Origin of the sequence: Streptomyces atriruber, from assembly GCF_001418325.1 — a bacterium.
Taxonomy (GTDB): domain Bacteria; phylum Actinomycetota; class Actinomycetes; order Streptomycetales; family Streptomycetaceae; genus Streptomyces; species Streptomyces atriruber.
The window spans coordinates 1-23,371 of sequence record NZ_LIPN01000111.1; the positions used below are offsets into that span (position 1 = coordinate 1).

General features: G+C 71.8%; 16 protein-coding genes. 3 read left to right on the forward strand and 13 right to left on the reverse strand.

What is annotated here, in order from left to right:
- Positions 1 to 790, reverse strand: a 790-nt coding sequence (locus tag AOK03_RS13180; RefSeq protein WP_055565416.1) for an ADP-ribosylglycohydrolase family protein, incomplete at its 3' end; no start/stop codon positions are given.
- A gap of 264 nt (positions 791 to 1,054) precedes the next feature.
- Between AOK03_RS13180 and AOK03_RS13185 the strand changes: the two genes are divergently transcribed.
- The 3 genes from AOK03_RS13185 (at position 1,055) to AOK03_RS13195 (ending at position 8,133) form a co-directional block, all read left to right on the forward strand.
- Entirely contained in the window at positions 1,055 to 1,786 is a 732-nt protein-coding gene (locus AOK03_RS13185; RefSeq protein WP_055565417.1) for a VIT1/CCC1 transporter family protein, read from the forward strand.
- Positions 1,787 to 2,117: 331 nt separating this feature from the next.
- Complete coding sequence (gltB, locus tag AOK03_RS13190; RefSeq protein WP_208609538.1) at positions 2,118 to 6,680, forward strand: glutamate synthase large subunit; 4,563 nt, start codon at positions 2,118 to 2,120, stop codon at positions 6,678 to 6,680.
- On the forward strand, positions 6,673 to 8,133 hold the full coding sequence (locus AOK03_RS13195) for a glutamate synthase subunit beta (protein ID WP_055565419.1): 1,461 nt from the start codon (positions 6,673 to 6,675) through the stop codon (positions 8,131 to 8,133). The genes gltB and AOK03_RS13195 overlap by 8 nt, the downstream gene beginning before the upstream one ends.
- Before the next feature lie 121 nt (positions 8,134 to 8,254).
- On the opposite strand, the gene AOK03_RS13200 is transcribed toward AOK03_RS13195, so the two are convergent.
- The 12 genes from AOK03_RS13200 to AOK03_RS41835 all read right to left on the reverse strand — a co-directional run bounded on the left by AOK03_RS13200 (position 8,255) and on the right by AOK03_RS41835 (position 22,957).
- Positions 8,255 to 10,474, reverse strand: a complete 2,220-nt coding sequence (locus AOK03_RS13200; RefSeq protein ID WP_055565420.1) for an MMPL family transporter — start codon at positions 10,472 to 10,474, stop codon at positions 8,255 to 8,257.
- Positions 10,475 to 10,597: 123 nt separating this feature from the next.
- Positions 10,598 to 11,881, reverse strand: coding sequence for an FAD-dependent oxidoreductase (locus AOK03_RS13205; RefSeq protein WP_055565421.1), 1,284 nt, complete (start codon positions 11,879 to 11,881; stop codon positions 10,598 to 10,600).
- Positions 11,878 to 13,641, reverse strand: coding sequence for an AMP-binding protein (locus AOK03_RS13210; protein ID WP_055565422.1), 1,764 nt, complete (start codon positions 13,639 to 13,641; stop codon positions 11,878 to 11,880). Before AOK03_RS13210 ends, AOK03_RS13205 begins: the two co-directional genes overlap by 4 nt.
- Before the next feature lie 64 nt (positions 13,642 to 13,705).
- On the reverse strand, positions 13,706 to 15,181 hold the full coding sequence (locus tag AOK03_RS13215) for an aminotransferase class III-fold pyridoxal phosphate-dependent enzyme (protein ID WP_055565423.1): 1,476 nt from the start codon (positions 15,179 to 15,181) through the stop codon (positions 13,706 to 13,708).
- Positions 15,178 to 16,110, reverse strand: a complete 933-nt coding sequence (locus tag AOK03_RS13220; protein WP_055565424.1) for a methyltransferase domain-containing protein — start codon at positions 16,108 to 16,110, stop codon at positions 15,178 to 15,180. Before AOK03_RS13220 ends, AOK03_RS13215 begins: the two co-directional genes overlap by 4 nt.
- Before the next feature lie 103 nt (positions 16,111 to 16,213).
- Entirely contained in the window at positions 16,214 to 17,275 is a 1,062-nt protein-coding gene (locus AOK03_RS13225; protein WP_055565425.1) for a type III polyketide synthase, read from the reverse strand.
- Positions 17,275 to 17,754, reverse strand: coding sequence for a hypothetical protein (locus AOK03_RS13230; RefSeq protein ID WP_055565426.1), 480 nt, complete (start codon positions 17,752 to 17,754; stop codon positions 17,275 to 17,277). Before AOK03_RS13230 ends, AOK03_RS13225 begins: the two co-directional genes overlap by 1 nt.
- Positions 17,754 to 18,554, reverse strand: a complete 801-nt coding sequence (gene ubiG / locus AOK03_RS13235; protein ID WP_055565427.1) for a bifunctional 2-polyprenyl-6-hydroxyphenol methylase/3-demethylubiquinol 3-O-methyltransferase UbiG — start codon at positions 18,552 to 18,554, stop codon at positions 17,754 to 17,756. Before ubiG ends, AOK03_RS13230 begins: the two co-directional genes overlap by 1 nt.
- Positions 18,555 to 19,742 carry an acyl-CoA dehydrogenase family protein gene (locus tag AOK03_RS13240; RefSeq protein WP_055565428.1) on the reverse strand — a complete coding sequence of 396 codons (1,188 nt, stop codon included), beginning with the start codon at positions 19,740 to 19,742 and terminating at the stop codon, positions 18,555 to 18,557. It lies immediately after the preceding gene.
- Positions 19,735 to 21,492, reverse strand: a complete 1,758-nt coding sequence (locus tag AOK03_RS13245) for a class I adenylate-forming enzyme family protein (protein WP_157868934.1) — start codon at positions 21,490 to 21,492, stop codon at positions 19,735 to 19,737. The genes AOK03_RS13240 and AOK03_RS13245 overlap by 8 nt, the downstream gene beginning before the upstream one ends.
- Before the next feature lie 23 nt (positions 21,493 to 21,515).
- Positions 21,516 to 22,694, reverse strand: coding sequence for an acyl-CoA dehydrogenase family protein (locus AOK03_RS13250; protein WP_055565430.1), 1,179 nt, complete (start codon positions 22,692 to 22,694; stop codon positions 21,516 to 21,518).
- 5 nt (positions 22,695 to 22,699) lie between these two features.
- The gene (locus tag AOK03_RS41835; protein ID WP_055565431.1) at positions 22,700 to 22,957 is read right to left on the reverse strand and encodes an acyl carrier protein; all 258 of its coding nucleotides are present in this window, start codon (positions 22,955 to 22,957) and stop codon (positions 22,700 to 22,702) included.
- Between the last annotated feature and the right edge of the window lie 414 nt (positions 22,958 to 23,371).

A 23,371-nucleotide genomic window follows, 5' to 3' on the forward strand; every position in this document is an offset into this window, starting at 1 on the left:
CGAAGTCGCCGCGCGCCACCGCATAGGCCCCGAACGCCAGCCCCACCGCCTCCGGGGCGAGGTCCGTCCAGGGATAGCCCCCGATGACCACCGCGGAGCGGACCGCACGTTCGCCGCGGTGGGCGACCGTCACCGCGCGGCGCAGCGAGCGGGACGTCCAGCTGTCCTCGGGGATGACCGAGAGCGCCGCCGCGACCACCGCCTCCACCGGGGCTCCCGTCATGGCCGCCGCGACGCCCGCCGCCACCGCCCGGCCGCCGTAGATGCCCTCGCCGTCATGGCTGACGGAGCCGTCGATCGCGACGAGCCGGGCCGCTTCGTGCGGATGGCCCGCGGCGAAGACGCCGAAGGGCGCGGCCCGCATCGCGAGGCCGTCGCTCCAGGCGTGCCGGTGCTGGGCGGAGATCGGGGCGGCGAGGCCCCTGCGCAGGTTCTCCAGGGTGCCGCGCTCGCTGAAGCCCGCGCCGCGGAACGGGCCCTCGTCCAGGTCCGCGATCCACTGGTGCCAGGCCCGCTCGACGTGCGCGACGGTGAGCGCGGAGCCGTGCCGGGCGAGCAGCAGCCCGGAGAAGATCGCGTACTCGGTGTCGTCCGTGCCGGCCGGATGCTCGGCGACGTAGCCCGTGATGCGGCCCCAGCGGCGGCGGATCTCGGACGGTTTCATGTTCTCGGCGGGCGCGCCGAGCGCGTCGCCGACCGCGAGGCCGAGCAGCGCGCCGCGCGCCCGCTCGCGGAGGTCGTCGGCGTCGCCGGGCGCCGGGATCGAGGGAACGCATGCGAGGGACGCCATGCCGTGCCTCCCTTGTGCGCGGACCACCGGCTGTGGGCGGACCGCTGGATGGGGTGCTTGGTGCATCTCTGCCACGCGGGGTGCTCAAAAGAGCATGCGGTGGCTCAGATCACTCCTTCGCGCCCCGCCGAGGTGCGGATACCGGCGGTCGGATGGACCCTCCGCACGGCGCGTTTTCGCAGGTAAGTACGGCCTTCCTTGCTGGCGGGAGATTTTTTTCGCGCGTACTTTCGAGATCGTCCAACACGCACGAGGGGGCTCACCATGGCGATCATCGAAACCGAAGCGACACTGCACGAGGCGCACCGCGACAACCACACCCACCGCGATGTGAACGGCGGCTGGCTGCGCCCGGCGGTCTTCGGGGCGATGGACGGACTCGTCTCCAACCTCGCGCTGATGACCGGTGTCGCGGGCGGCGCGGTCTCGCAGCAGACCATCGTCATCACCGGCCTGTCGGGGCTCGCCGCCGGTGCCTTCTCCATGGCCGCGGGCGAGTACACCTCGGTGGCCTCGCAGCGCGAGCTCGTGCAGGCCGAGCTGGACGTGGAGCGGCGCGAGCTGCGCAAGCACCCCAAGGACGAGGAGCGCGAGCTCGCCGAGCTGTACGCGTCGCGCGGCGTCGAGCCCGAGCTGGCCCGCGAGGTCGCCCGCCAGCTGTCCAAGGACCCCGAGCAGGCCCTGGAGATCCACGCCCGCGAGGAGCTCGGCATCGACCCGGGCGAGCTGCCCTCGCCGACCGTCGCCGCGGTGTCGTCCTTCGGCTCCTTCGCGCTGGGCGCCCTGCTCCCCGTGCTGCCGTATCTGCTCGGCGCCACCGTGCTCTGGCCCGCCCTGCTGCTCGCGCTCGTCGGGCTCTTCGCCTGTGGCGCGATCGTGGCCAAGGTGACCGCGAGGTCCTGGTGGTTCAGCGGGCTGCGCCAGCTCGCGCTGGGTGGAGCGGCCGCCGGTGTGACGTACGTCCTGGGCAGCCTGTTCGGTACCGCCGTAGGATGAGCTTCTGCAGGCCTATGCGGGACCTTGCATAACTAGCCGTTACTCGGCGGTTTCGACACCGTGATCACGGGGCATGAGCCGTAAGCGCTGCGGGCAATGAGGCCTGTGTCGCGCCGGGCCCTCGGTCATGGATCTGCCCGCAGAGGTCCCCTCCGTGCCGCTCCCACCTTCACGAGCGGTGTCCACATGGTGGAACCAGCTATCCGCTTTTCGAGAAGCGTTCCATCATGTAATCTGCACGAAATTTTGCCAGGGCCAACGTCGTCCCTTGCCACATGTAGTTGCCCCGACGACGACGGGAGTGCCGATGCGTACCCACGCCTGGTCGCCCATGGACGGTCGCCCCGCCCCCCAGGGGATGTACGACCCCCGCAACGAACACGACGCCTGCGGTGTCGGATTCGTGGCCACCCTGACCGGTGTTGCCAGCCATGAACTGGTCGAACAGGCGCTGACCGTACTGCGCAATCTCGAGCACCGCGGCGCCACGGGCTCCGAGCCGGACTCGGGTGACGGTGCGGGCATCCTGCTCCAGGTCCCGGACGCCTTCCTGCGTGAAGAGGCCGGATTCCAGCTGCCCGCGGCCGGTGCCTACGCCGTCGGCATCGCCTTCCTGCCGGTGGACACCGCCGGCACCACCGACGGAGCTGTCTCACAGATCGAGACGATCGCCTCCGAAGAGGGGCTGACCGTCCTCGGCTGGCGCGACGTCCCCGTCGCCCCCGAACTCCTCGGCGCCACCGCCCGCTCGACGATGCCCGTCTTCCGGCAGATCTTCGTCGCCGACGGCGACACCGAGGGCCTGGAGCTGGACCGCAAGGCGTTCGTGCTGCGCAAGCGCGCCGAGCGCGAGGCGGGGACGTACTTCCCCTCGCTCTCGTCCCGCACCATCGTCTACAAGGGCATGCTGACCACCGGCCAGCTGGAGCCCTTCTTCCCCGACCTGTCCGACCGCCGTTTCGCCACGGCCGTCGCGCTCGTCCACTCCCGCTTCTCGACGAACACGTTCCCGAGCTGGCCGCTCGCGCACCCGTACCGCTTCGTCGCGCACAACGGTGAGATCAACACCGTCAAGGGCAACCGCAACTGGATGCGGGCCCGTGAGTCGCAGCTCGCCTCCGAGCTCTTCGGCGCCGACGGCCAGGCGGACAAGCTGGAGCGGATCTTCCCGATCTGCACCCCCGACGCCTCCGACTCCGCGTCCTTCGACGAGGTGCTCGAACTCCTGCACCTCGGCGGCCGCTCGCTGCCCCACTCGGTCCTGATGATGATCCCGGAGGCCTGGGAGAACCACGCCTCCATGGACCCGGCCAGGCGCGCCTTCTACCAGTACCACTCCACGATGATGGAGCCCTGGGACGGCCCGGCCTGCGTCACCTTCACCGACGGCACGCAGGTGGGCGCGGTCCTCGACCGCAACGGTCTGCGCCCGGGCCGCTACTGGGTCACCGACGACGGCCTCGTCGTCCTCGGCTCCGAGGTCGGCGTCCTCGACATCGACCCCGCGAAGGTCGTCCGCAAGGGCCGCCTGCAGCCGGGCCGGATGTTCCTCGTCGACACCGCCGAGCACCGCATCGTCGAGGACGACGAGATCAAGGCCGCGCTGGCCGCCGAGAACCCGTACCAGGAGTGGCTGGAAGCGGGCGAGATCGAGCTGTCCGACCTGCCCGAGCGCGAGCACATCGTGCACACGCACGCCTCCGTCACGCGCCGCCAGCAGACCTTCGGCTACACCGAGGAAGAGCTCCGCATCATCCTCGCGCCGATGGCCAAGACCGGCGGCGAACCGCTCGGCTCCATGGGCACGGACACCCCCATCGCGGCCCTCTCCGCCCGCCCGCGGCTGATCTTCGACTACTTCACGCAGCTGTTCGCGCAGGTCACCAACCCGCCGCTGGACGCCATCCGGGAAGAGCTCGTCACCTCGCTGCACAGCTCGCTGGGCCCGCAGGGCAATCTGCTCGAGCCGACCGCCGCGTCCTGCCGCAGCGTCACCCTGCCCTTCCCGGTGATCGACAACGACGAGCTCGCCAAGCTCATCCACATCAACGCCGACGGCGACATGCCCGGCATGAAGGCCGCGACGCTCTCCGGCCTCTACCGCGTCGGCGGCGGCGGCGACGCGCTCGCCGCCCGCATCGACGAGATCTGCGCCGAGGCCGACGCCGCCATCGAGGCCGGCGCCCGCCTGATCGTGCTCTCCGACCGGCACTCCGACGCCGAGCACGCGCCGATCCCGTCGCTGCTGCTCACCGCGGCCGTCCACCACCACCTCATCCGCACCAAGCAGCGCACCGAGGTGGGCCTGCTGGTCGAGGCGGGCGACGTCCGCGAGGTCCACCACGTGGCCCTCCTCATCGGCTTCGGCGCCGCGGCCGTCAACCCCTACCTGGCGATGGAGTCCGTCGAGGACCTCGTCCGCGCGGGCACGTTCCTGGAAGCCGTGGACGGCGGGGCCGAGCAGGCCATCCGCAACCTGATCCACGCGCTCGGCAAGGGCGTCCTGAAGGTCATGTCCAAGATGGGCATCTCGACCGTCGCCTCCTACCGCGGCGCCCAGGTCTTCGAGGCCGTCGGTCTCGAATCGTCCTTCGTGGAGCGGTACTTCAGTGGGACGACGACGAAGATCGGCGGCGCCGGCCTCGACGTCATCGCCCAGGAGGTCGCCGCCCGGCACGCCAAGGCCTACCCGGCCTCCGGCGTCCCCTCCGCGCACCGCGCCCTGGACATCGGCGGCGAGTACCAGTGGCGCCGCGAGGGCGAGCCGCACCTGTTCGACCCGGAGACGGTCTTCCGCCTCCAGCACTCCACGCGCGGCCGCCGCTACGACATCTTCAAGCAGTACACGGGCCGCGTGAACGAGCAGTCCGAGCGCCTGATGACGCTCCGCGGACTCTTCGGCTTCAAGTCCGGCCGCCAGCCGATCTCCATCGACGAGGTCGAGCCCGTCTCGGAGATCGTCAAGAGGTTCTCCACGGGCGCCATGTCGTACGGCTCCATCTCCCGCGAGGCGCACGAGACCCTCGCCATCGCCATGAACCAGCTGGGCGGCAAGTCCAACACCGGTGAGGGCGGCGAGGACCCGGAGCGCCTGTACGACCCGGCGCGCCGCTCCAGCATCAAGCAGGTCGCCTCCGGCCGCTTCGGTGTGACCTCGGAGTACCTGGTCAACGCCGACGACATCCAGATCAAGATGGCGCAGGGCGCCAAGCCCGGCGAGGGCGGCCAGCTGCCCGGCCACAAGGTCTACCCGTGGGTCGCCAAGACGCGTCACTCGACGCCCGGCGTCGGCCTCATCTCGCCGCCGCCGCACCACGACATCTACTCCATCGAGGACCTGGCCCAGCTGATCCACGACCTGAAGAACGCGAACCCGCAGGCGCGGATTCACGTGAAGCTGGTCTCCGAGGTCGGCGTCGGCACGGTCGCGGCGGGCGTCTCCAAGGCGCACGCGGACGTCGTGCTCATCTCCGGCCACGACGGCGGCACCGGCGCCTCCCCGCTGACCTCGCTGAAGCACGCGGGCGGCCCCTGGGAGCTCGGCCTCGCCGAGACCCAGCAGACCCTGCTCCTCAACGGCCTGCGCGACCGCATCGTGGTGCAGACCGACGGCCAGCTGAAGACCGGCCGCGACGTCATCATCGCCGCGCTGCTCGGCGCCGAGGAGTTCGGTTTCGCGACCGCGCCGCTCGTCGTCTCCGGCTGCGTCATGATGCGCGTCTGCCACCTGGACACCTGCCCGGTCGGCATCGCCACGCAGAACCCGGCGCTGCGTGAGCGCTTCTCCGGCAAGGCCGAGTACATCGTCAACTTCTTCGAGTTCATCGCCGAAGAGGTCCGCGAGCTCCTCGCCGAGCTGGGCTTCCGCTCCATCGAGGAGGCCGTCGGCCACGCCGAGCTCCTCGACACCGAGAAGGCCGTCAGCCACTGGAAGGCGCAGGGCCTCGACCTGGAGCCGCTGTTCCACGTGCCGTCGCTGCCCGCGGGCGCCGTCCGGCACCAGGTCACGATCCAGGACCACGGCCTGGAGAAGGCGCTCGACAACGAGCTGATCAAGCTCGCCGCCGACGCCCTCTCCGCGTCCAGCGCGACGGACGCCCACCCGGTCCGCGCCCAGGTCGCCATCCGCAACATCAACCGCACGGTCGGCACCATGCTCGGCCACGAGGTGACGAAGAAGTTCGGCGGCGCGGGCCTGCCCGACGACACCGTCGACATCACCTTCACCGGCTCGGCGGGCCAGTCCTTCGGCGCCTTCGTGCCGCGCGGTGTGACGCTGCGCCTGGAGGGCGACGCCAACGACTACGTCGGCAAGGGTCTCTCCGGCGGTCGCATCGTCGTCCGCCCGGACCGCGGCGCCGACCACCTCGCCGAGTACTCGACGATCGCGGGCAACACCATCGCGTACGGCGCGACCGGCGGTGAGCTGTTCCTGCGCGGCCGCACCGGCGAGCGCTTCTGCGTCCGCAACTCGGGTGCGACCGTGGTCTCCGAGGGCGTGGGCGACCACGGCTGCGAGTACATGACCGGCGGCCACGCGGTGGTCCTCGGTGAGACGGGCCGCAACTTCGCGGCCGGCATGTCGGGCGGCATCGCGTACGTGATCGACCTCGACCGCGACAACGTCAACGCGGGGAACCTGGCGGCCGTCGAGCCGCTGGACGAGACCGACAAGCAGTGGCTGCACGACGTCGTGCGCCGCCACCAGGAGGAGACGGGCTCGACCGTCGCCGAGAAGCTGCTCGCGGAGTGGGACACGGCAGTGGACCGCTTCAGCAGGATCATCCCCAGCACGTACAAGGCAGTGCTCGCCGCCAAGGAAGCCGCCGAGCGAGCCGGTCTCTCCGAGACCGAGATCACCGAGAAGATGATGGAGGCGGCGACCAATGGCTGATCCCAAGGGCTTTCTCAACCACGGCCGCGAGGTCGCACAGACCCGCCCGGTCGGCGAGCGCGTCCAGGACTGGAACGAGGTCTACGTTCCCGGTTCGCTCCTCCCGATCATCTCCAGGCAGGCCTCGCGCTGCATGGACTGCGGCATCCCGTTCTGCCACAACGGCTGTCCGCTCGGGAACCTGATCCCGGAGTGGAACGACTACGCGTACCGCGAGGACTGGTCCGCGGCCTCCGAGCGCCTGCACGCCACGAACAACTTCCCGGAGTTCACGGGCCGGCTCTGCCCGGCCCCGTGCGAGGCGGCGTGCGTGCTCGGCATCAACCAGCCGGCCGTCACCATCAAGAACGTCGAAGTCTCCATCATCGACAAGGCGTGGGACGTGGGCGACGTCAAGCCGCAGGCGCCCGAGCGGCTCTCCGGCAAGACCGTCGCCGTCATCGGCTCGGGCCCCGCGGGTCTCGCCGCCGCCCAGCAGCTGACCCGGGCCGGCCACACCGTCGCCGTCTACGAGCGCGCCGACCGCATCGGCGGCCTGCTCCGCTACGGCATCCCCGAGTTCAAGATGGAGAAGCGGCACATCAACCGCCGCATCGAGCAGATGCGCGCGGAGGGCACCAAGTTCCGCACCGGCGTGGAGATCGGCCGCGACATCGACGCGGCGAAGCTGCGCAGGCGCTACGACGCGGTGGTCATCGCCGCGGGCTCCACCACCTCCCGCGACCTGCCCGTCCCCGGCCGTGAGCTCAAGGGCGTCTACCAGGCGATGGAGTACCTGCCCCTGGCCAACAAGGTCCAGGAGGGCGACTACGTCACCACGCCCGTCTCCGCCGAGGGCAAGCACGTCGTCGTCATCGGCGGCGGCGACACCGGCGCGGACTGCGTGGGCACCGCCCACCGTCAGGGCGCGGCCTCGGTCACTCAGCTGGAGATCATGCCGCGGCCGGGCGAGGACCGGAACGCCAACCAGCCCTGGCCGACCTTCCCGATGCTCTACAAGGTCACCTCGGCCCACGAGGAGGGCGGCGAGCGGGTCTACTCCGTCTCCACCACCCACTTCGAGGGCGACGAGGACGGCAACGTCCAGTTCCTGCACCTCGTCGAGGTCGAGTTCATCGACGGCAAGCTGACCCAGAAGCCGGGCACGGAGCGGAAGCTCCCCGCGCAGCTCGTCACCCTTGCGATGGGCTTCACGGGCACGGACCGCGACAACGGTCTGGTGGACCAGTTCGCCCTGGACCTCGACGAGCGCGGCAACGTCGCGCGCGACGCCGATTTCCAGACGAACGTCCCCGGCGTCTTCGTCGCCGGTGACGCGGGCCGCGGCCAGTCGCTCATCGTGTGGGCGATCGCCGAGGGCCGCTCGGCGGCGCGCGGTGTGGACCGCTTCCTCACCGGTGCGAGCGACCTGCCGGCCCCGATCCGCCCGACGGACCGTGCCCTGACGGTCTAGCCCGCCTGTACGGTTTCATCCGTACGACCCCTCATACGTCCCGTACAACGGCGTACGGAACTGAGCGACGCCCGCCTCGTCCCCGACCGGACCAGGGCGGGCGTCGTTGCGTCGTGCGCCGTCAGCCGCGGGACGGGCCAGGACCGGGCGTGCCGACGGGCTCGGGTGCCGGGAGCCCCGCCGACGCCTCCGCCCGGTGGAGCCTGTCGAGCCCCAGCGACGTGTGCAGCCGCCGCAGCGGACCGGGGGCCCACCAGTTCCAGGAGCCCATCAGCGCCATCAGCGAGGGCACGAGCACGGTCCTGATCAGCGCCGCGTCGAGGAACACGGCGAAAGCGGTGCCGAGGCCGAGCTCCTTGATCAGTACGACGCGGGAGAGCGCCAGTGCCGCGACGGGGATGCAGAACAGCGCGGCCGCCGACGTGACGATGCGCCCGGACCGGGAGAGTCCGGTGACGACCGCCTCCCGCTCGGTGGCGCCCCCGGCGCGCGCCTCCATGATCCGGCCGAGCAGGAAGACCCCGTAGTCGGTGGAGAGCCCGAACGCCAGCACGGCGAGCAGCAACGGGCCCGTGGACTCCAGGGCGCCCTGCGACGTGAAGCCGAGCACCCCCTCGAACGTGTGCCCCTGGAAGAGCAGCACGAGGATTCCCACCGCGGCGGCCGTGCTCAACACGTTCATCAGCAGCGTCTTCAGGGGCAGCACCACGGACCCCGTGAAGGCGAACAGCAGGAGGAACGTCGTGACGCCGAGCAGCGTCAGCGCGAGCGGCAGCCGGTCGCCGATGCTGCGCTGCTGGTCGCGGAAGTCGGCCGCGCCCCCGGTGAAGGAGACCGACAACCCCGGCGACACGGTCTCCTCGGCGGCCAGGTCCTCGACGACCTGCTGCGCCCGCTCACCCAGCGGGGCACCCTCCACGGTGATGTCCCACTGCCAGTTCTCGGCGTCGATCCGGCGCGGCTCGCCGACCGAGGCCACCCCGTCGACGGCCGCGAGCCGCTTCCCGTACGCGACGACCCGCGCCCGGTCGGACGGACCGGCCTGCGCGAGGGCCACCACCGGCTGGGCCGAGACGCGCGGATAGTGCTCCTTCATCGAGACGGCCACCTGGCCCGAGGAGACCGAGTCCGGCAGCGACGTCCCGTCGACGCCGGTGAACCGGACCCCGAGGGCGGGCGAGGCGAGCACCACCAGGAGGATGACCGCGCCCAGACCGAACAGGGCGGGCCGGCCCACGATGACCTGCGTACGGCGGCGCCAACGACGCACCGACGCCTCCTCCGCCGCCGCCTCGCCGCGGGACCTGCGCAGGGGCAGCGCGTTGATCCGGGTGCCCAGGACGGCGAGGAGTCCGGGCAGCACCAGCAGGGCGAACAGCGCGGCCGCCACGGTGGTGAGGATGCCGGCGAGTCCCATCGACCGCAGATAGGGCTGCGGGAAGACGAGCAGCGCTGCGAGCGCCGCCGTCACCGTGAGCGCGCTGAACAGCACGGTGCGCCCCGCGGTGCCGAGACACGTCCGCAGCGCGTCGGCGGGACCCAGGCCGCGGGCGAGCTCCTCACGGAACCGCGTCACCAGCAGCAGGCTGAAGTCGATGGACAGGCCGAGCCCGAGCGCCGTGGCCAGGTTCATCGCCCCGGAGGCCACCGTCATGCCGCGGACCGCCACCGCGAGCCCGCCGAAGGTGAGCAGCAGCGTGAAGACGGCGCCCACCAGGGGGAGCAGCGCCGCCACCACACCCCGGAAGACGAGGACCAGGACGAGGAGCAGCACCGGCAGCGCGAACAGCTCGGCGCGCGCCAGATCCGAGAACGACAACTCCCCGACCTGGTGCCGGGCGGCCGTCGGGCCACCGAGCAACGCGCTGTCGCGCAGCGCCGGTTCGCCGTCGATGGCCTCCTGGACCGCTTCGGTGCCGTCCTTGGCCTGCTTCTCGGACAGCGGCCCGAGAGCGGCCACGACGAGGGTGCCGCGACCGTCGTCGGAGATGAGGGCGGGCCCCCGGGACGTGTAGTCGGCGACCGCCACGGTCTCCGGCCGCGCCCGCAGCACCGAGCGTGCCTTCGCCACGGCGTCCGGCACGGGATCGCCGGGGGAGAGGCGCCGCTCGGTGCGCACCTCGATGACGTACCCCTGCGAGGGGTCGTTGCCGGTCGCCTCGCTGATGGTGTGGCGCGCGGTCACGCTCGGGCGCGAGGCGTCCTCGTAGATGGTCGTCGAGTTCGACATCCGCGAGGTCACATCGGACGAGAAGGCCCCGGCCAGCGCGGCGACGGCCAGCGCGAGCAGGAGCAGCACGCGCCGACGTCGCAGGTGCAGCCCCGCGATTGCGGAAAACATCCCAACGGCCCCTTCGTCCGGCGAGGTTGATGCGGTCTGTGCGGTCTGTGCGGTCTGTGCGGTCTCCGATTCTGGCGGAGACGACGGCGGCGGGGACACCGAAGATCCGAATCGGACGGATTGTCAGTCCTCGGTGCGCAGATACGCCCGGCACGCGTCCAGCGCCTGCCGCGTGCTCGCGCCGACCGCGTCGAGCAGGATGCCCTCGCCCCCGACCCAGTCGCCCGTGACGAACACCCCGGGCACGGAGGTCACGGGCCCCGGCCTGCCCCGCAGCCCGCCCCGCGAGGGGTGGGGCAACGCCCCCATGGTCCGCATCCGGGGCATGAAGCGCTCCTCGACCAGATGGCGCCGCCAGCCCGGCTGCGCCACGTCGAGCAGCTGCTCCAGCTCCTTGCGGTTGTCCGTCGCGCTGCGCGGTGTGCCGTCGTCGAAGCGGGCCAGGTGCAGGACGGCGCCCTGCGGATGGGCGGTCCGCGCCGCGGCCGGCTCCGCGCCCAGGTACACCGGGGTCTCCACGCCGTACACCAACGAGACGGCGGGCACCGGGAGCCGGTCCAGCACCACGTCGAGGCAGGCCGTGGAGAGACCCGGCCCCGTGCCGGGCTCCGGCTCACCGAGCAGCCGGGCCGCACCCGAGGGGGTCAGCCCCGCGACGAACGCGGCGTCCCACGTCTCCTCGCGCTCCTCGCCGCCCTCGGCCCAGCGCACCCGCGGCCCCCGGTCCGCGGCCGTCACCGCGACGGCCCGGGCACCGGTGCGGACCTCCACACCGAGCCGACGGGCCAACAGGAGCAGCGCGTCGACCACCGACTGCCAGCCGCCGTCCACGTAGAGCACGCCGCTGCGGGCGGCGGCCACCCGACCGGCCAGCGCGTCCGCGCCCAGTTGGGCGGGGGAGCCTGCGTACGCCATCATCCGCATCAGGGCGAACACCGTCTCCGCCGCCCTGGCGCTCGGCAGTCGGCGCTCCAGCCACTGCTCGCCGGTGAACGGGGCGAGGCCCGGCGTGGGACGGGCCAGGCCCAGCAGCCCGGCCGCCGCCAGCCGTTCCCGCACCGAGAGCAGCGGAGTCGTCAACAGCCCCTGAGGGGTGGCGTAGCCGGGGACGAGGTCGCCCTGCCGCAGCGCACGCGCCTCACCCATCGCCGGGGTCACACCGCGGGGCCGCACCCCGAGGCGGCGCAGCATCCGCCACCCCGAGCTCTTGTACAGGGCGCGCGGCCCCAGGGTGACGGGGTGCGGCCCGAGGGCCGGGCCCCGGGCCCGGCCCCCGGGGTGCCGCGACGACTCCAGGACGGTGACCCGCCACCCGGCGCGGGCGGCGGCGCACGCTGTCATGAGACCGGCCGTGCCACCGCCCACCACCACGACCCGCCGCACCGCGGTGCCGGACCGGGCGCTCACACCGGGTCCAGCAGGCCGGCCGCCGCGAGCGCGGTGATCCGCACCCGCTGCAGCTTGCCGCTCGGCGTCTTGGGCAGCTTGCCGCGCGGCAGCAGGTGGACCCGGTCCGGGCGCAGCCCGGTGCGCGCGGCGATCACGCGCTCGACGTCGGCGGCCACCGCGCGACTGCGGTCCGGGTCGTGGGCCGCGGCGCTCTCCGCCACCACCAGGAGGGTCTCGGTCCCCCGCTCCGGGTGCGGCACACCGACGGCGGCCACACCGCCCCGGCGGATGCCGGGCACCTCCGCGGCGGCGGCCTCCAGGGAGTACGGCAGGTAGTTCCGGCCGCCGATGATGATGAGGTCCTTGACGCGGCCCGTCACGAACAGGTCGCCGTCGGCGTAGAAGCCCAGGTCGCCGATGTCCAGACCGTCCGGGCGCAGCGACGGATCGCCGGCGCCGTCCACGGTCAGGTACCGCTCGGTGAGCGAGGGGCCGCTGATGATCAGCCGGCCCTGGCGCCGCTCGGGCAGTTCGTTGCCGTCGGCGTCCTCCACCCGGACGCCGTAGCCGGGCAGCGGCCGCCCCACGGCGGTGACCTCCTGGGCGTCCGGGGCGCCGGGTTCCGCGGCCACCACGGTGCCCGTTCCGGCCAGCGCGCTGCGGCTGATGTGCAGCACGCGGGGCAGCCGCTCCGGCTCGGACAGGGTGACGGCTATGCCGATCTCCGCCATGCCGTAGCAGGGCTGCATGGCCTCGGCGGCGAAGCCCAGCGGGCCCATCCGCCGCTGCCACAGGTCGAGGGTGGCCGAGCTGACGGCCTCCGCGCCGTTGAAGGCCACCCGCCAGGAGCTCAGGTCGAGCCCGGCGAGCCCCTCGTCCTTGGCGCGCGCCGCGCAGAGGTGGAACGCGAAGTTCGGTGCCGGGGACAGCGTGCCCCGGAACCGGCTGATCGCCTGCGGCCACAGCTCGGGCCGGAAGGCGAACGCGAGCGGCGGCATCAGGACGACGGGGATCTGGTGGAGGAAGGTCGAGAAGACCGTGCCGACCAGGCCCATGTCGTGGTGCAGGGGCAGCCAGCCGACCATCACGTCGCTCTGCCGGTAGGGCACGTGCCCCGCGATGGCGGCGACGTTGGCGTACAGCTGCCGGTGGGTGATCACCACGGCCTTGGCGTCGCCCGTGGTTCCCGAGGTGAACTGCAGGTACGCGGGGGCGTCCGCGCTGACGGGGGCGGGCCGCCGCGTCGACGGGCTCCCCCCGGCAGCGCCGTACGGCGGCTCGAGGACCGGCACCCGCAGGTCGGCGCAGACACTCTGCACCGTGGGCGAGATCTCCGGCCCGGACACCAGCGCCCGCGGCGAGGCCACCGCGGCCATGTGCCGGAACCGCTCGCCCCACACGGCGCCCCGCGCCTCGTTGAGCGGCGGTTCCACGACGAACGGCACCGCGCCCGCCAGCATGGCGGCGAACAGGGCCGTGACCAGATCGGGGCCGGTGTCCGCGCACAGCGCGACGGTGTCCCCGGCGCCGACCCCCAGTGCCTGCAGGTCGTCGGCCGCCGCGCAGGCCCGGTCCCACAGCTCGCCCGCCGTCAGCCGGGTGAGCACGCCGGAGCGGTCGTGGACGTAGGTGACGACGCTGTCGGGCGCCCGCTCGCGGCGGCCCGCGAGGGCGGCGCCGACCGTGTCCTCGGGGACGATCCGGGCGAGCGGGCCGCCCGGCCGCCAGTCCGCTCTGTCAGGGTGCACCGACCGCGTGGTCAGCGGTGGACTTGCCATCAGTGTCTCCGTTCTCGGCGCGTACGCGCGGTGGGTCTCCGTCGCTCCGGCGAAGCGGAACCCGTCAGGTCGGCAGGACGAAGGGGAAGCCGTGCTTCTTCAGCTCCAGGGCGCTGTCGACGACCGCCGAGCAGACCGCGTCGACGTCCTCGTCGCTGTGCGCGTCACCGGTGAACAGCATCGGCAGGCTGAGCGTGTAGACGCCCCGCCGGCGCAGCATCAGGGTCAGCAGGAACAGACCGATGGGGTTGACCGCGGCCGTGAAGTCCCGGTAGTCCCGGTAGCTCTCCCGCTCCAGGAAGGCGAACGAGCCGATGAAGTCGCCGAAGCCGAGGAGCCGCAGCGGGATGCCCTCCTCCTCGCGCAGCCGGGCCAGCCGCTCGCGGATCACGTCGACCTTGCCGCGGGTGCGCGTGTAGTAGGCGTCGCCCTTGTCGCGCAGCAGGCTGAGCGAGGCGTACGAGGCGCACAGCGAGAGGTAGTTGCCGGCGTGGGTGGTCTGGACGCTGCTCTTGCGGCCCAGGTCGGTCAGGGCCATGCCGCTCGACTGCACCGTCTCCAGGAGGTCGGCCCGGCCGCCCACCGCGGAGAGCGGCAGACCGAGCCCGGAGATGACCTTGCCGTAGCAGTACAGGTCAGCCTCGATGCCGTACGCCTGCGCGGCGCCGCCCGGCCCCACCCGGAATCCCGTCAGGACCTCGTCGAGGACGAACGGGATGCCGAGCCTGCGGGCCTCCTGCGCCGTGCCCTTGATCAGCGGGACGGTGTACTCCTCGAAGGGGAACGACGAGGAGACGGCCTCGCCGAGGACGCACGCCAGGTCGTCCCGGTAGCGGTGCAGCAGCTTCGTGGCGGCCTCCAGGTCGTTGGGCAGCACCAGCAGGTCGCGCGGGTCGGCCTGGTGGACGCCCGCGAGCGCGGACTGCCGTGCCACGCCGTCCGGGCCGACCTCGGGCAGCGGGTTCGTGGGGTGGCCGTGGTACCAGAAGGCCGTGTTGTGCGCGGCGAGGTCGTGCACGCCGTGCAGGGAGCCCTCGAACTTCGCGACCATGCGCTTGCCCGTCCGCGCCCTGGCCATGCGGATCGCGGCCGCGGTGGCGTCGGTGCCGGAGTTGAGGAAGGCGTACTTCTCGATGTGCGGCATGAACGAGCCGAGCAGCTCGATGAGTTCGAGCTCGATGGCCTGGAAGTAGCCGTTGCCCGTACCGGTGCCCATCCGGTCGCGGACGAACTCCACCACGGAGGGCGGGTTGTGGCCGTGCAGCGCTTGGGCGCCGAAGCCGAGGTGGGTGTCGATGTAGGTGTTGCCGTCCGCGTCGGTGACCTTGGAGCCCTCCGCCTTCTGCATGGACACCGGCATCGGCGGCGCGTGGAAGGGCCAGAACGCGTGGTTGGTGACGTCGCGGGCGCGGAGCCTCTCGACCAGCCGGGTCGACTCCGCCTGCCGCTCGCTCAGCTCCGTGAAGAGCTCCACGACCCAGGGTTGGGTGAGCAGATCGGCGACCAGGTCCTGCACGGTGGGTGTGGTGGGGGCGCTCATGCCAGGTCCTTCCGGGACGCGACGGTGTCATCGGCGGGGCGGGTGGCGGTGAAGACCCCGTAGCGCATGACCCCGCGGTCGTACGCCTGGCGCATCAGCGGCACCGAGTTGAGGAAGCGGAAGACGTCGACGCCCTTGGCGCGGACCAGCTTCCACACGTAGGAGGGGTCGCGCACCACGGGCTTGACGATGTCGGTCGACAGCTTCCAGGTGTCGCGCACCTCGCTGGTCCAGTCCGCGGTGGTGACGCCGGTGAGGCCCACTTCGGCGCAGAGCTGCTCGTAGCGCCGCAGCGGCAGGACGTGCGAGACCGCGAAGTCGCGGTAGATGCGGTGCAGGAGCCGGACCTCGGCGGGCTTGAGGGACTCGTCCCTGGCGCACCAAGTGGCGACCACGAGCCGCCCGCCCGGCTTGAGGACCCGCTTGCACTCCTGCAGGAACTCCTTCTTGTCCCACATGAGTTCGCAGCTCTCGAGCGCCCAGACGACGTCGAACGTGCCGTCCTCGTACTCGGTCTTCATGGCGTCCATGCAGCGCAGCGTGACCTGGTCGCCGACGCCGGCCTCGGCGGCCTTCTCGGTGCCCCGGCGGACCTGCTCGGCGCTGAGCGTGATGGCGTCGACGCGGCAGTCGAGCTGCTGGGCGAGCCGGATCGCGGAGGCCCCGACACCGCAGCCGGCGTCCAGGACCCGGGCACCCCGGGGGATGCCGGCGAGGGCGACCAGTTCGTCGGCGAGCCGGTTCTGCGCGGCGTGGCGGCCCGGGTCGGGTTCGCCCTTGGCCCAGTACCCGTGGTGGATGTGCTCGCCCCACAGGTCCTCGTACAGCTCGATCAGACCGTCGTAGTGGTCCTTGATGGCGTGGTGCAGGGCGGGCAGGTCGCGGGTCGGTTCGAGACCCGCCGGTGTGCTGGATGCGTGCGTTGTCATCAGTACGGCTCCGTAAGGGGTGATCTGCTCGGGCGAGCGGCGGCGGGACGTGCCGCGCCACACAGAAGCGCGTCAGAGTGCGTCAAAGCGCGTCAGCAGTGCGTCAGAAGCGGACCAGGGCCGACTCCATGGTCAGACCCGGGCCGAACGCCATCAGCACGCCGAACTCGCCGGGGCGGGGCACCGCGTCGTGCGTACCCGCCAGCAGCTGTTCGAGGATGAGCAGGATGGTCGACGACGAGCAGTTGCCACGGCTCGCCAGGATGTGCCGGGACGCGGCGAGCTGGGCGTCGGTGAGCCCGAGGCGCGCCCCGACCAGGTCGATGATCTTGGGGCCGCCGGGGTGGACGCCCCAATGCCGCACGTCCTGCCGGCTCAACCCCATCGGCCGCAGCAGGTTTTCCACGAAGGACTCGACGGCTCCCGACAGGATCGCCGGGACGTAGGGGGACAGGGTCATCCGGAAGCCGTCGTCCTGCACCCGCCACGTCATGGCCTCGGAGGTCGCGTAGTGCGTCTCGGTGTGGGTGCGCAGGACCGCCGGTCCCCGGCCGTCGTCCGGCCCGAGCAGCACCGCGGCGGCGCCGTCGGCGAACAGGCCGTGCACCACGACCTGTTCCTTCGTCATCTCCGGCCGGACGTGCAGCGAGCAGATCTCGCAGCAGCTCACCACGGCGAGCTCGTCGGGGCGGGCCGTCACCGAGTCCAGGCCCACCTTCAGGGCGTTGAACGCCGCGTAGCAGCCCATGTGCCCGACGAAGGTGCGCCGCAGGTGGACCGGCAGGCCGAACTCCTTGGCGAGGAGCATCTCCGGGGTGGGGCCCGCGTACCCGGTGCAGCTGGCCATGGTGAAGGAGCCGACGTCGGCGGTGTCGACCCCCTTGAGGACCGAGCCCACCGTCTCCGCGCCCAGCGCCAGGACGTTCTCCTCCCAGCCCCGCATGCGCTCCGACATGCTCGGCGCGGTGCGGCCCGCGAAGTGCTCGCGGGGGTCCCAGGCCATGTGCCGGGTCCGGACCTGAGTGGCCTTGAAGATCTGCTCCGCGTCGGGCACCTCGCGGTAGAAGTCGGCGTAGAAGGTCTCGTACAACTCGTCCTGGGGAAGGGGCAGGCCGGGGTGGGCGGTGCTGAGCCCCAGGATGCGGGCGCCCGCGGTGGGGGACATCACGCGTCCTCCGGCCCGTTCCAGGATTCCGCGTGCCGCTTCAGCGCCGCCAGGAACCCCTCCGTCACCTCGTCCATGGAGGACTGGGCGAACGGCTCCACGAGGACGGCCATGACCGCCGCCACGGGCACGTCGATCTCGCTGCGCGTCTCGATCTCCAACTGGGACTCCCCGTCCACGCCGGCCGAGGTGCGGAAGACGCCCCACGACTTGAAGGAGTGCTCCCCGTACGGCTCCCAGCTGATCTGCGTGGGATCCGAGGCGTCGAAGCGGACCTGGTAGCGGGGGGCGAGGCTGACGGCACCGTTGTCGAACTCCTCCAGCTCGTAGCGGAAGATCCCCTCGCCCTCGTCCCGGAGCCCGACGACGCTGGGCATCAGCGGTCCCGAGGCGCCGACATCGGCGAGGAAGGTCCGCAGCCGGTCGAGGTCCGCGCGGACCGTGTCGCCGTGCTTGCTCGCTGCGCGTATCCAGACCATCAGTGTCCTCCCGTTGTGGTGCGGTTCTCGTGGAGCGGGCGCCCCTTGACGGCGTGCCCGATGTAGCTGTTGGACAGGTCGTCCGCGATGGCGAAGCCGCCGAGCCCGCGGCCGCGCAGCAGCGACAGCAGCACGCCGGGCAACGGCCGGGCCGGCACCATGCCCGCGACCGAGGCGGGCCGCAGCCCGGCGGCCCCGAACTTGCGGCGCAGCGTCGCGGGCCGGATGAACATCCGCCAGACGTGGGTGCCGGGGTGGACCACCTTCAGCAGGCGTTGGGCCAGCAGGATCGAGACCAGATAGCTGCGCGCCGTGCGGTTGATGGTGTCGAAGAGCACCGTGCCGCCCGGCTTCAGCACCCGGTGGATCTCGGCGAGCGCCTGCTCCAGATCGTCGAGGTGCTCGAAGATGTCGGAGGCGGTGACCGCGTCGAAGGAGGCGTCGGGGCAGGGCAGCGCGTACGCGGAACCGCTGCGGTACTCCACCTCCACGCCGTGCCGGGCCGCGTGGGCCCGGGCCACCGCGAGGGAGGGCTCGGAGATGTCGATGCCCGTCACGCGGTAGCCCCGGCGGGCCAGCCCCTCGCTGAGGAGCCCACCGCCGCAGCCGAGGTCCAGCACGCGCAGGTCTCCCGGCGCCCGGTCCGGGTAGTGGCCGCCCAGCGTCTCGTGGAAGTGGCCGAGGCGGACCGGGTTCATCTCGTGCAGGGCACGGAAGGGCCCCTCACTGTCCCACCAGGCCTCGCCGACCTCGTCGTAGTACTCGTTGTCGATGGCGGGTGCGGTCGCGACGGTGCCCATTCACACCCACCTCGGCGTGGCGAGCGGGTCGATGCCGAGGGCGGTCTTGCCGATGTACTCGCGGCACAGGTCGTTGGTCAGCGGCAGCAGCGGCCCTGCCTTGATGTCCCGCCAGATCTGCCCGATCCGGCCGCCCTTGCGGATGCCGCTGCCGCCGATGACCTCGAAGGCGGTGGCGACGACGTGCTCGGCCTCGTTGGTGACGAAGTACTTCGGCACACAGGTGTCGGCGACGAACGCGGGCAGGTCGTCGCCGGGGTCGACGTGCTCGGTGGCGTACTCGTCGAGCAGCGCCTCCATGGTGGCGAGCGAGGAGCGCATCCTGGCGACGGCGAACTGGATGCCGGGCAGCTTCGCGAGGTCGCCCACCGCGTTGTTGGAGCGCCCGACGGTGGTCTGCACGGCGATCTCGTACGCCCGCTGGGCCAGGCCGAGGAAGACCGCGGTGAAGCAGTAACTGCCCCACTGCTGGCGGGACATGACGTACAGCGGGGTGAGGCCCTCGGGCAGCAGCATGTCGTCCTGCGAGACCCGCACCCCTTCGATGGAGAGCGAGTGCGAGCCCGTCATCGGCATCGCGAAACCGGTCCACGGATGCTTGACGGTGATCTTGTCGGTGTCGCCCGTGGGCACCAGGAAGGCGGCCAGGTTGAACGGCGGCTCCAGGTGGTCGTCGTCGAGGCCGGCGGTGATCACCATGTGGGTGGCCGCCTCGCACCCCGTCGAGAAGTGCTTGATCCCGTCGATGACGAACTCGTCGGCGTCGCGCTTGGCCGTCGTCGAGGGCAGCACCCAGTTGCTGCCGGAGTTCTCGTCGGTGAACGGGCCCACCACGAAGGCGCCGTCCAGGAGGGCGGTGCTGAGCCGGGCGCTGACCTCCGAGTCGACCTCGCCGCGCAGCGAACCGGTGAGCACCGCGTGGATGGAGAGCGTGAACGCGGTCGAACCGCAGCCCTTCGCGATGGTCTTGAGGATCTCCACGTTCTCGGCGAGCGTGCCCTCGAAGCCCCCGTGCTTGGCGGGGACATTCATGGCGGTGATGCCGGACGCCACCAGATCCTTGATGTTGTCGGCCACGAACGAGCCGCTCTCGTAGTGGGCGAGGCTGCGCTCCTCGAAGGTGACGGCCAGCTCCCGGGCGGCCGTGCGCAGCCGCTCCCACTCGGTTTCACGCGACTGATCAGTCATCGGTGCTGTTGCCTTTCTCTGTGGACGTGAGCTCGTCCCCGCCGGCCGTGAGCTCGCGCAGCCGGCGCTTGAGGACCTTGCCGGTGACGCCGACGGGGATCTGTTCGAGGGCGACCACGCGTACCGCGGTCAGGCCCGGTCGTTCTCCCGTGTCGCCCGCCAGGGCGAGCAGTTCCTTCTCCAGGACGAGCCGGTCCGACTCGTCGAGGGCGGCCAGGTCGGCACGGGTGAGTACGCCCTTGGGCGCCACCCAGGCCTCGGCGCGCCCGATTCCGGTGTGCGGGTCGGTGGCGGCGGAGAAGACCGCCGCCTCCAGGGCGCGCGGATGGCTCAGCAGCCGCTCCTCCACGGGCAGGCCGTACAGCACACCCGCCCCGGTGCGGACCGAGTCCGCCTCGCGGTCCAGGAAGACGAGCCGGCCCTTGCCGTCGAGGCGGCCGACGTCGCCGCCCCACCACCAGCCGTCGATCCGGGACTCGGCCCAGCGGGTGTGGTCGTCCCAGTACCCGTCGAAGTGCGAGGTGCTGCGCACCAGGATGCGTCCCGGGGTGCCGTCCGGCACCGGCTGCCACCGTTCGTCGACGATGCGCACGCCGAACTGCGTGGGCATGGGCTTGCCCTGGACGCACGGCTCGGGCACGTCGCCGGGGAGCCAGACCTGCATGATCCCGCCCGCGCCGATCTCCGTGGAGCCGTAGGAGTCGAGGAAGACCGAGCCTCGCGGCCGCCCGGGCAGCCGCAGCGAACCGTGCCGGGTCAGCGCGGCGATGTGCGCGGCGTGCGCCTTGTCGGCGCCGACGGCCCACACCTTCATGGAGCTGAGGTCGTAGGCGTCCAGGTCCTCGCCCGCCATGCGCATGTAGAGGTGCGGGAAGGCCATGACGCAGCTGATCCGCTCCTCCTCGATCCTGCGCAGCGCCGCGCGGGGGTCGTACAGGGAGGCCGTGCTCATCCGCGCACCGCACAGCAGCACGGCCGTGCCCAGGGCGAACGCGATCTGGTGCGAGAAGGGCACCCCGAGCATGGCCCGTGATCCGCTGCCCACCGGCAGCAGCGGCATCATCGGCTTCCAGATGCGGTACGTGTTGCGGCGGCTCCAGATGCAGAGCTTGGGCGACCCGGTGGTCCCCGAGGTGTGGAACAGCGCGAGCGGTGTGTCCTTGCCGATCCGCCGCCGTGGCGGGGCCGTCGTGGGGGCCGCGGTGACGGCGTCCACGAAGTCGACGACGCCCTCGCGCCCGGCCCACCAGGCGTCGTCGTCCGTGCCGGACGGTGTGCCGACGGCGAGCACGGTGGTGCCCTCGTCGAGCATGCGGCCCACGTGCTCGGCGCCGCCGGGCGCCCCGAGGGTCTCGGCGTCGGAGAGCAGGAAACGCGCCCCGGCCCGCTCCGCCACCGCCGCCGCGTACGCCCAGCCGGTGCCGGGGCTGACGCTGACCGGTACGGCGCCGGCCGCGATCGCCGAGTAGAGGTAGAGCAGGTAGTCCGGGTGGTCCCGCTTGACGATGACCACGCGGGTGTTGGTGGTGACGCCCGCCGCCCGCAGCGCGTTGGCGATCCGGTGCCCCACGTCCCGCAGTTGACGCCCCGTCAATTCTGCGGTGTCGTACCCCGGGTACTCCAGCGGGGTGGGCGGAACGAGCAGCGGCCGGTCGCCGTGGTCGGCGGCGAGCGTCTCGTAGAGCCGCGTGATGTCGAAGGTGACCAGGTTGCGCAGCCGGGCGAGCGGCGTCGGCAGGGCCCGTCGCACCGCGGTACGACGCGCCGACGGGCTCACCCGCCCCACCGGGGCTCGTCGAGGACCGGCACGCCGAGGGACTGCTTGCCCGCCCACTCCGCGGTCAGATCCGAGTTGGGCGGCACCAGGAGCCCGGCCACCACGTCGCGGTACATGCGCTGGAGCGGGTTCCTCGAGCTCAGCGCGGAGCCGCCCTGCACCTGCAGCGCCAGCGTGACGACCTCGTGGGCGAGCTTGCAGACGGCGTTCTTCATCACGCTCATCTCGATGTAATGGCCCAGCGGGTCCACATCCACCGAGTGGTCGGCCCGGACGGCCGCGTACAGGTGCGCGCGGGCCGCCGCGAGCTTCGTCGCCATGTCCGCCACGCGGAACTGCACGCCCGGCAGGTGGGCGATGGTGCGGTCGAGGACCGCGAGCCTGCGCTCCCGCTGGGCGGCGGCGACGTAGTCGAGCGCCGCCTGGGCGGTGCCGAGGAAGACGGAGGCGAAGCTGCACCACGCCCAGTGCACGCCGCGCATGAACATCAGCGGCAGCTGACCCGCGTCACCGATGAGGTAACGGCTGTCGGCGTACAGGTCCTTCAGTTCCAGCGCGTGGCTGCCGGTGGCCCGCATGCCCGCCGCGTCCCACTCGGCGATGACCTCCACGCCCTTCTCGGGGCGCGGCAGGAGGAAGCCGAGCGGCTTCGGACGTCCCCGGTCGTCCGTGTCGGCCGCCGAGACGAAGAGCAGCGTGGCGGCGGGGAAGCCGGTGAAGAAGCCCTTGCGGCCGTTGAGCAGATAACCGCCGTCGACCGGCGTGGCGGCGGTCGTCGGGTGCCACCAGTTGCCCCCGATGCCCGGCTCGCTGAACCCGCCGGCGATGACGGCGCCGTCCTGGACCACGGCCTGGTACGCCCAGGCGTGCTGGTCCTCCTGGTCCATCGCGGCGATCATGGCGAGGCCGTGGATGTGCATGTTCACGGCGAAGGCGGTGGAGGAGCACGCGCCGGCCAGGATCTCCTGGGCCCGGCACAGCTCTTCCAGGGTGATGCCCCCGCCGCCGTGTTCCTTGGGCACGGTCAGCGCGGTGTAACCGCTGGAGACCAGCTTGTCGAAGTTCTCGTGCGGGAAGCTGCTTTCGCGGTCGTGCTCCGCGGCGCGGTCGGCCAGTGACGGCGCGAGCTCGCGTGCGATGTCGACAGCGCTGGAACGGACGTGTCCGGCGGTCATGGCTCTCACACCTGCTTCGCATCGGGTCGGGACTCGGATTGCCTCTCCAGGGCCGCGACGAGCGAGCCCAGGGAGTCCATGCCGGGGGCGCTCGCCTCGGACAGCCACGCGTTCATGTCGAAGGCGGGGCGGTCGGCGGCGATGCGCGCGGCGAGTTCCACGAGATCCATCGAGTCCAGGCCGAGGTCGGCGGCGAGGGAGGCGCCGGGGGTGATCGCGTCGCGTCGCAACGTCGGTCTGATCGCCTCGATGTGTCCGGTCACGCTCCGCAACACTTCGTCTTTGGCTGACACACGTCCTCCAGGGCTCCGTGTCTCCGTGGGATGTGCCGATGCTGCACCACGCACATCCAGGGCGGCTGCAGAGTGCTTGTGCGTTCACTGAAGGATTGCTGGAGCAACGCCCGAGCGGGCTCCGCGGCCGCGCGGAGCCCGCTCCCTGACTGGTGAGCGGGGGCGCGGGGCCTCGCTCACGGAACGCGGAAGGCATGCGCGCAGCGGGTCGTGACGGCTCGTCACGGGCGGTACGAACAGTCGTTCACCGCCCTGGCACGGCCCCTTGGGTGGATCCTTTAGTTTCGCTTGTGCCTGCGTGGACTCTGGCTGAAACAGTGACACGAACCTGTGAGCATCGGTCGGGCTTGGCTACTGTGAAGCAAATCGAAGGGCTGTCGGCCG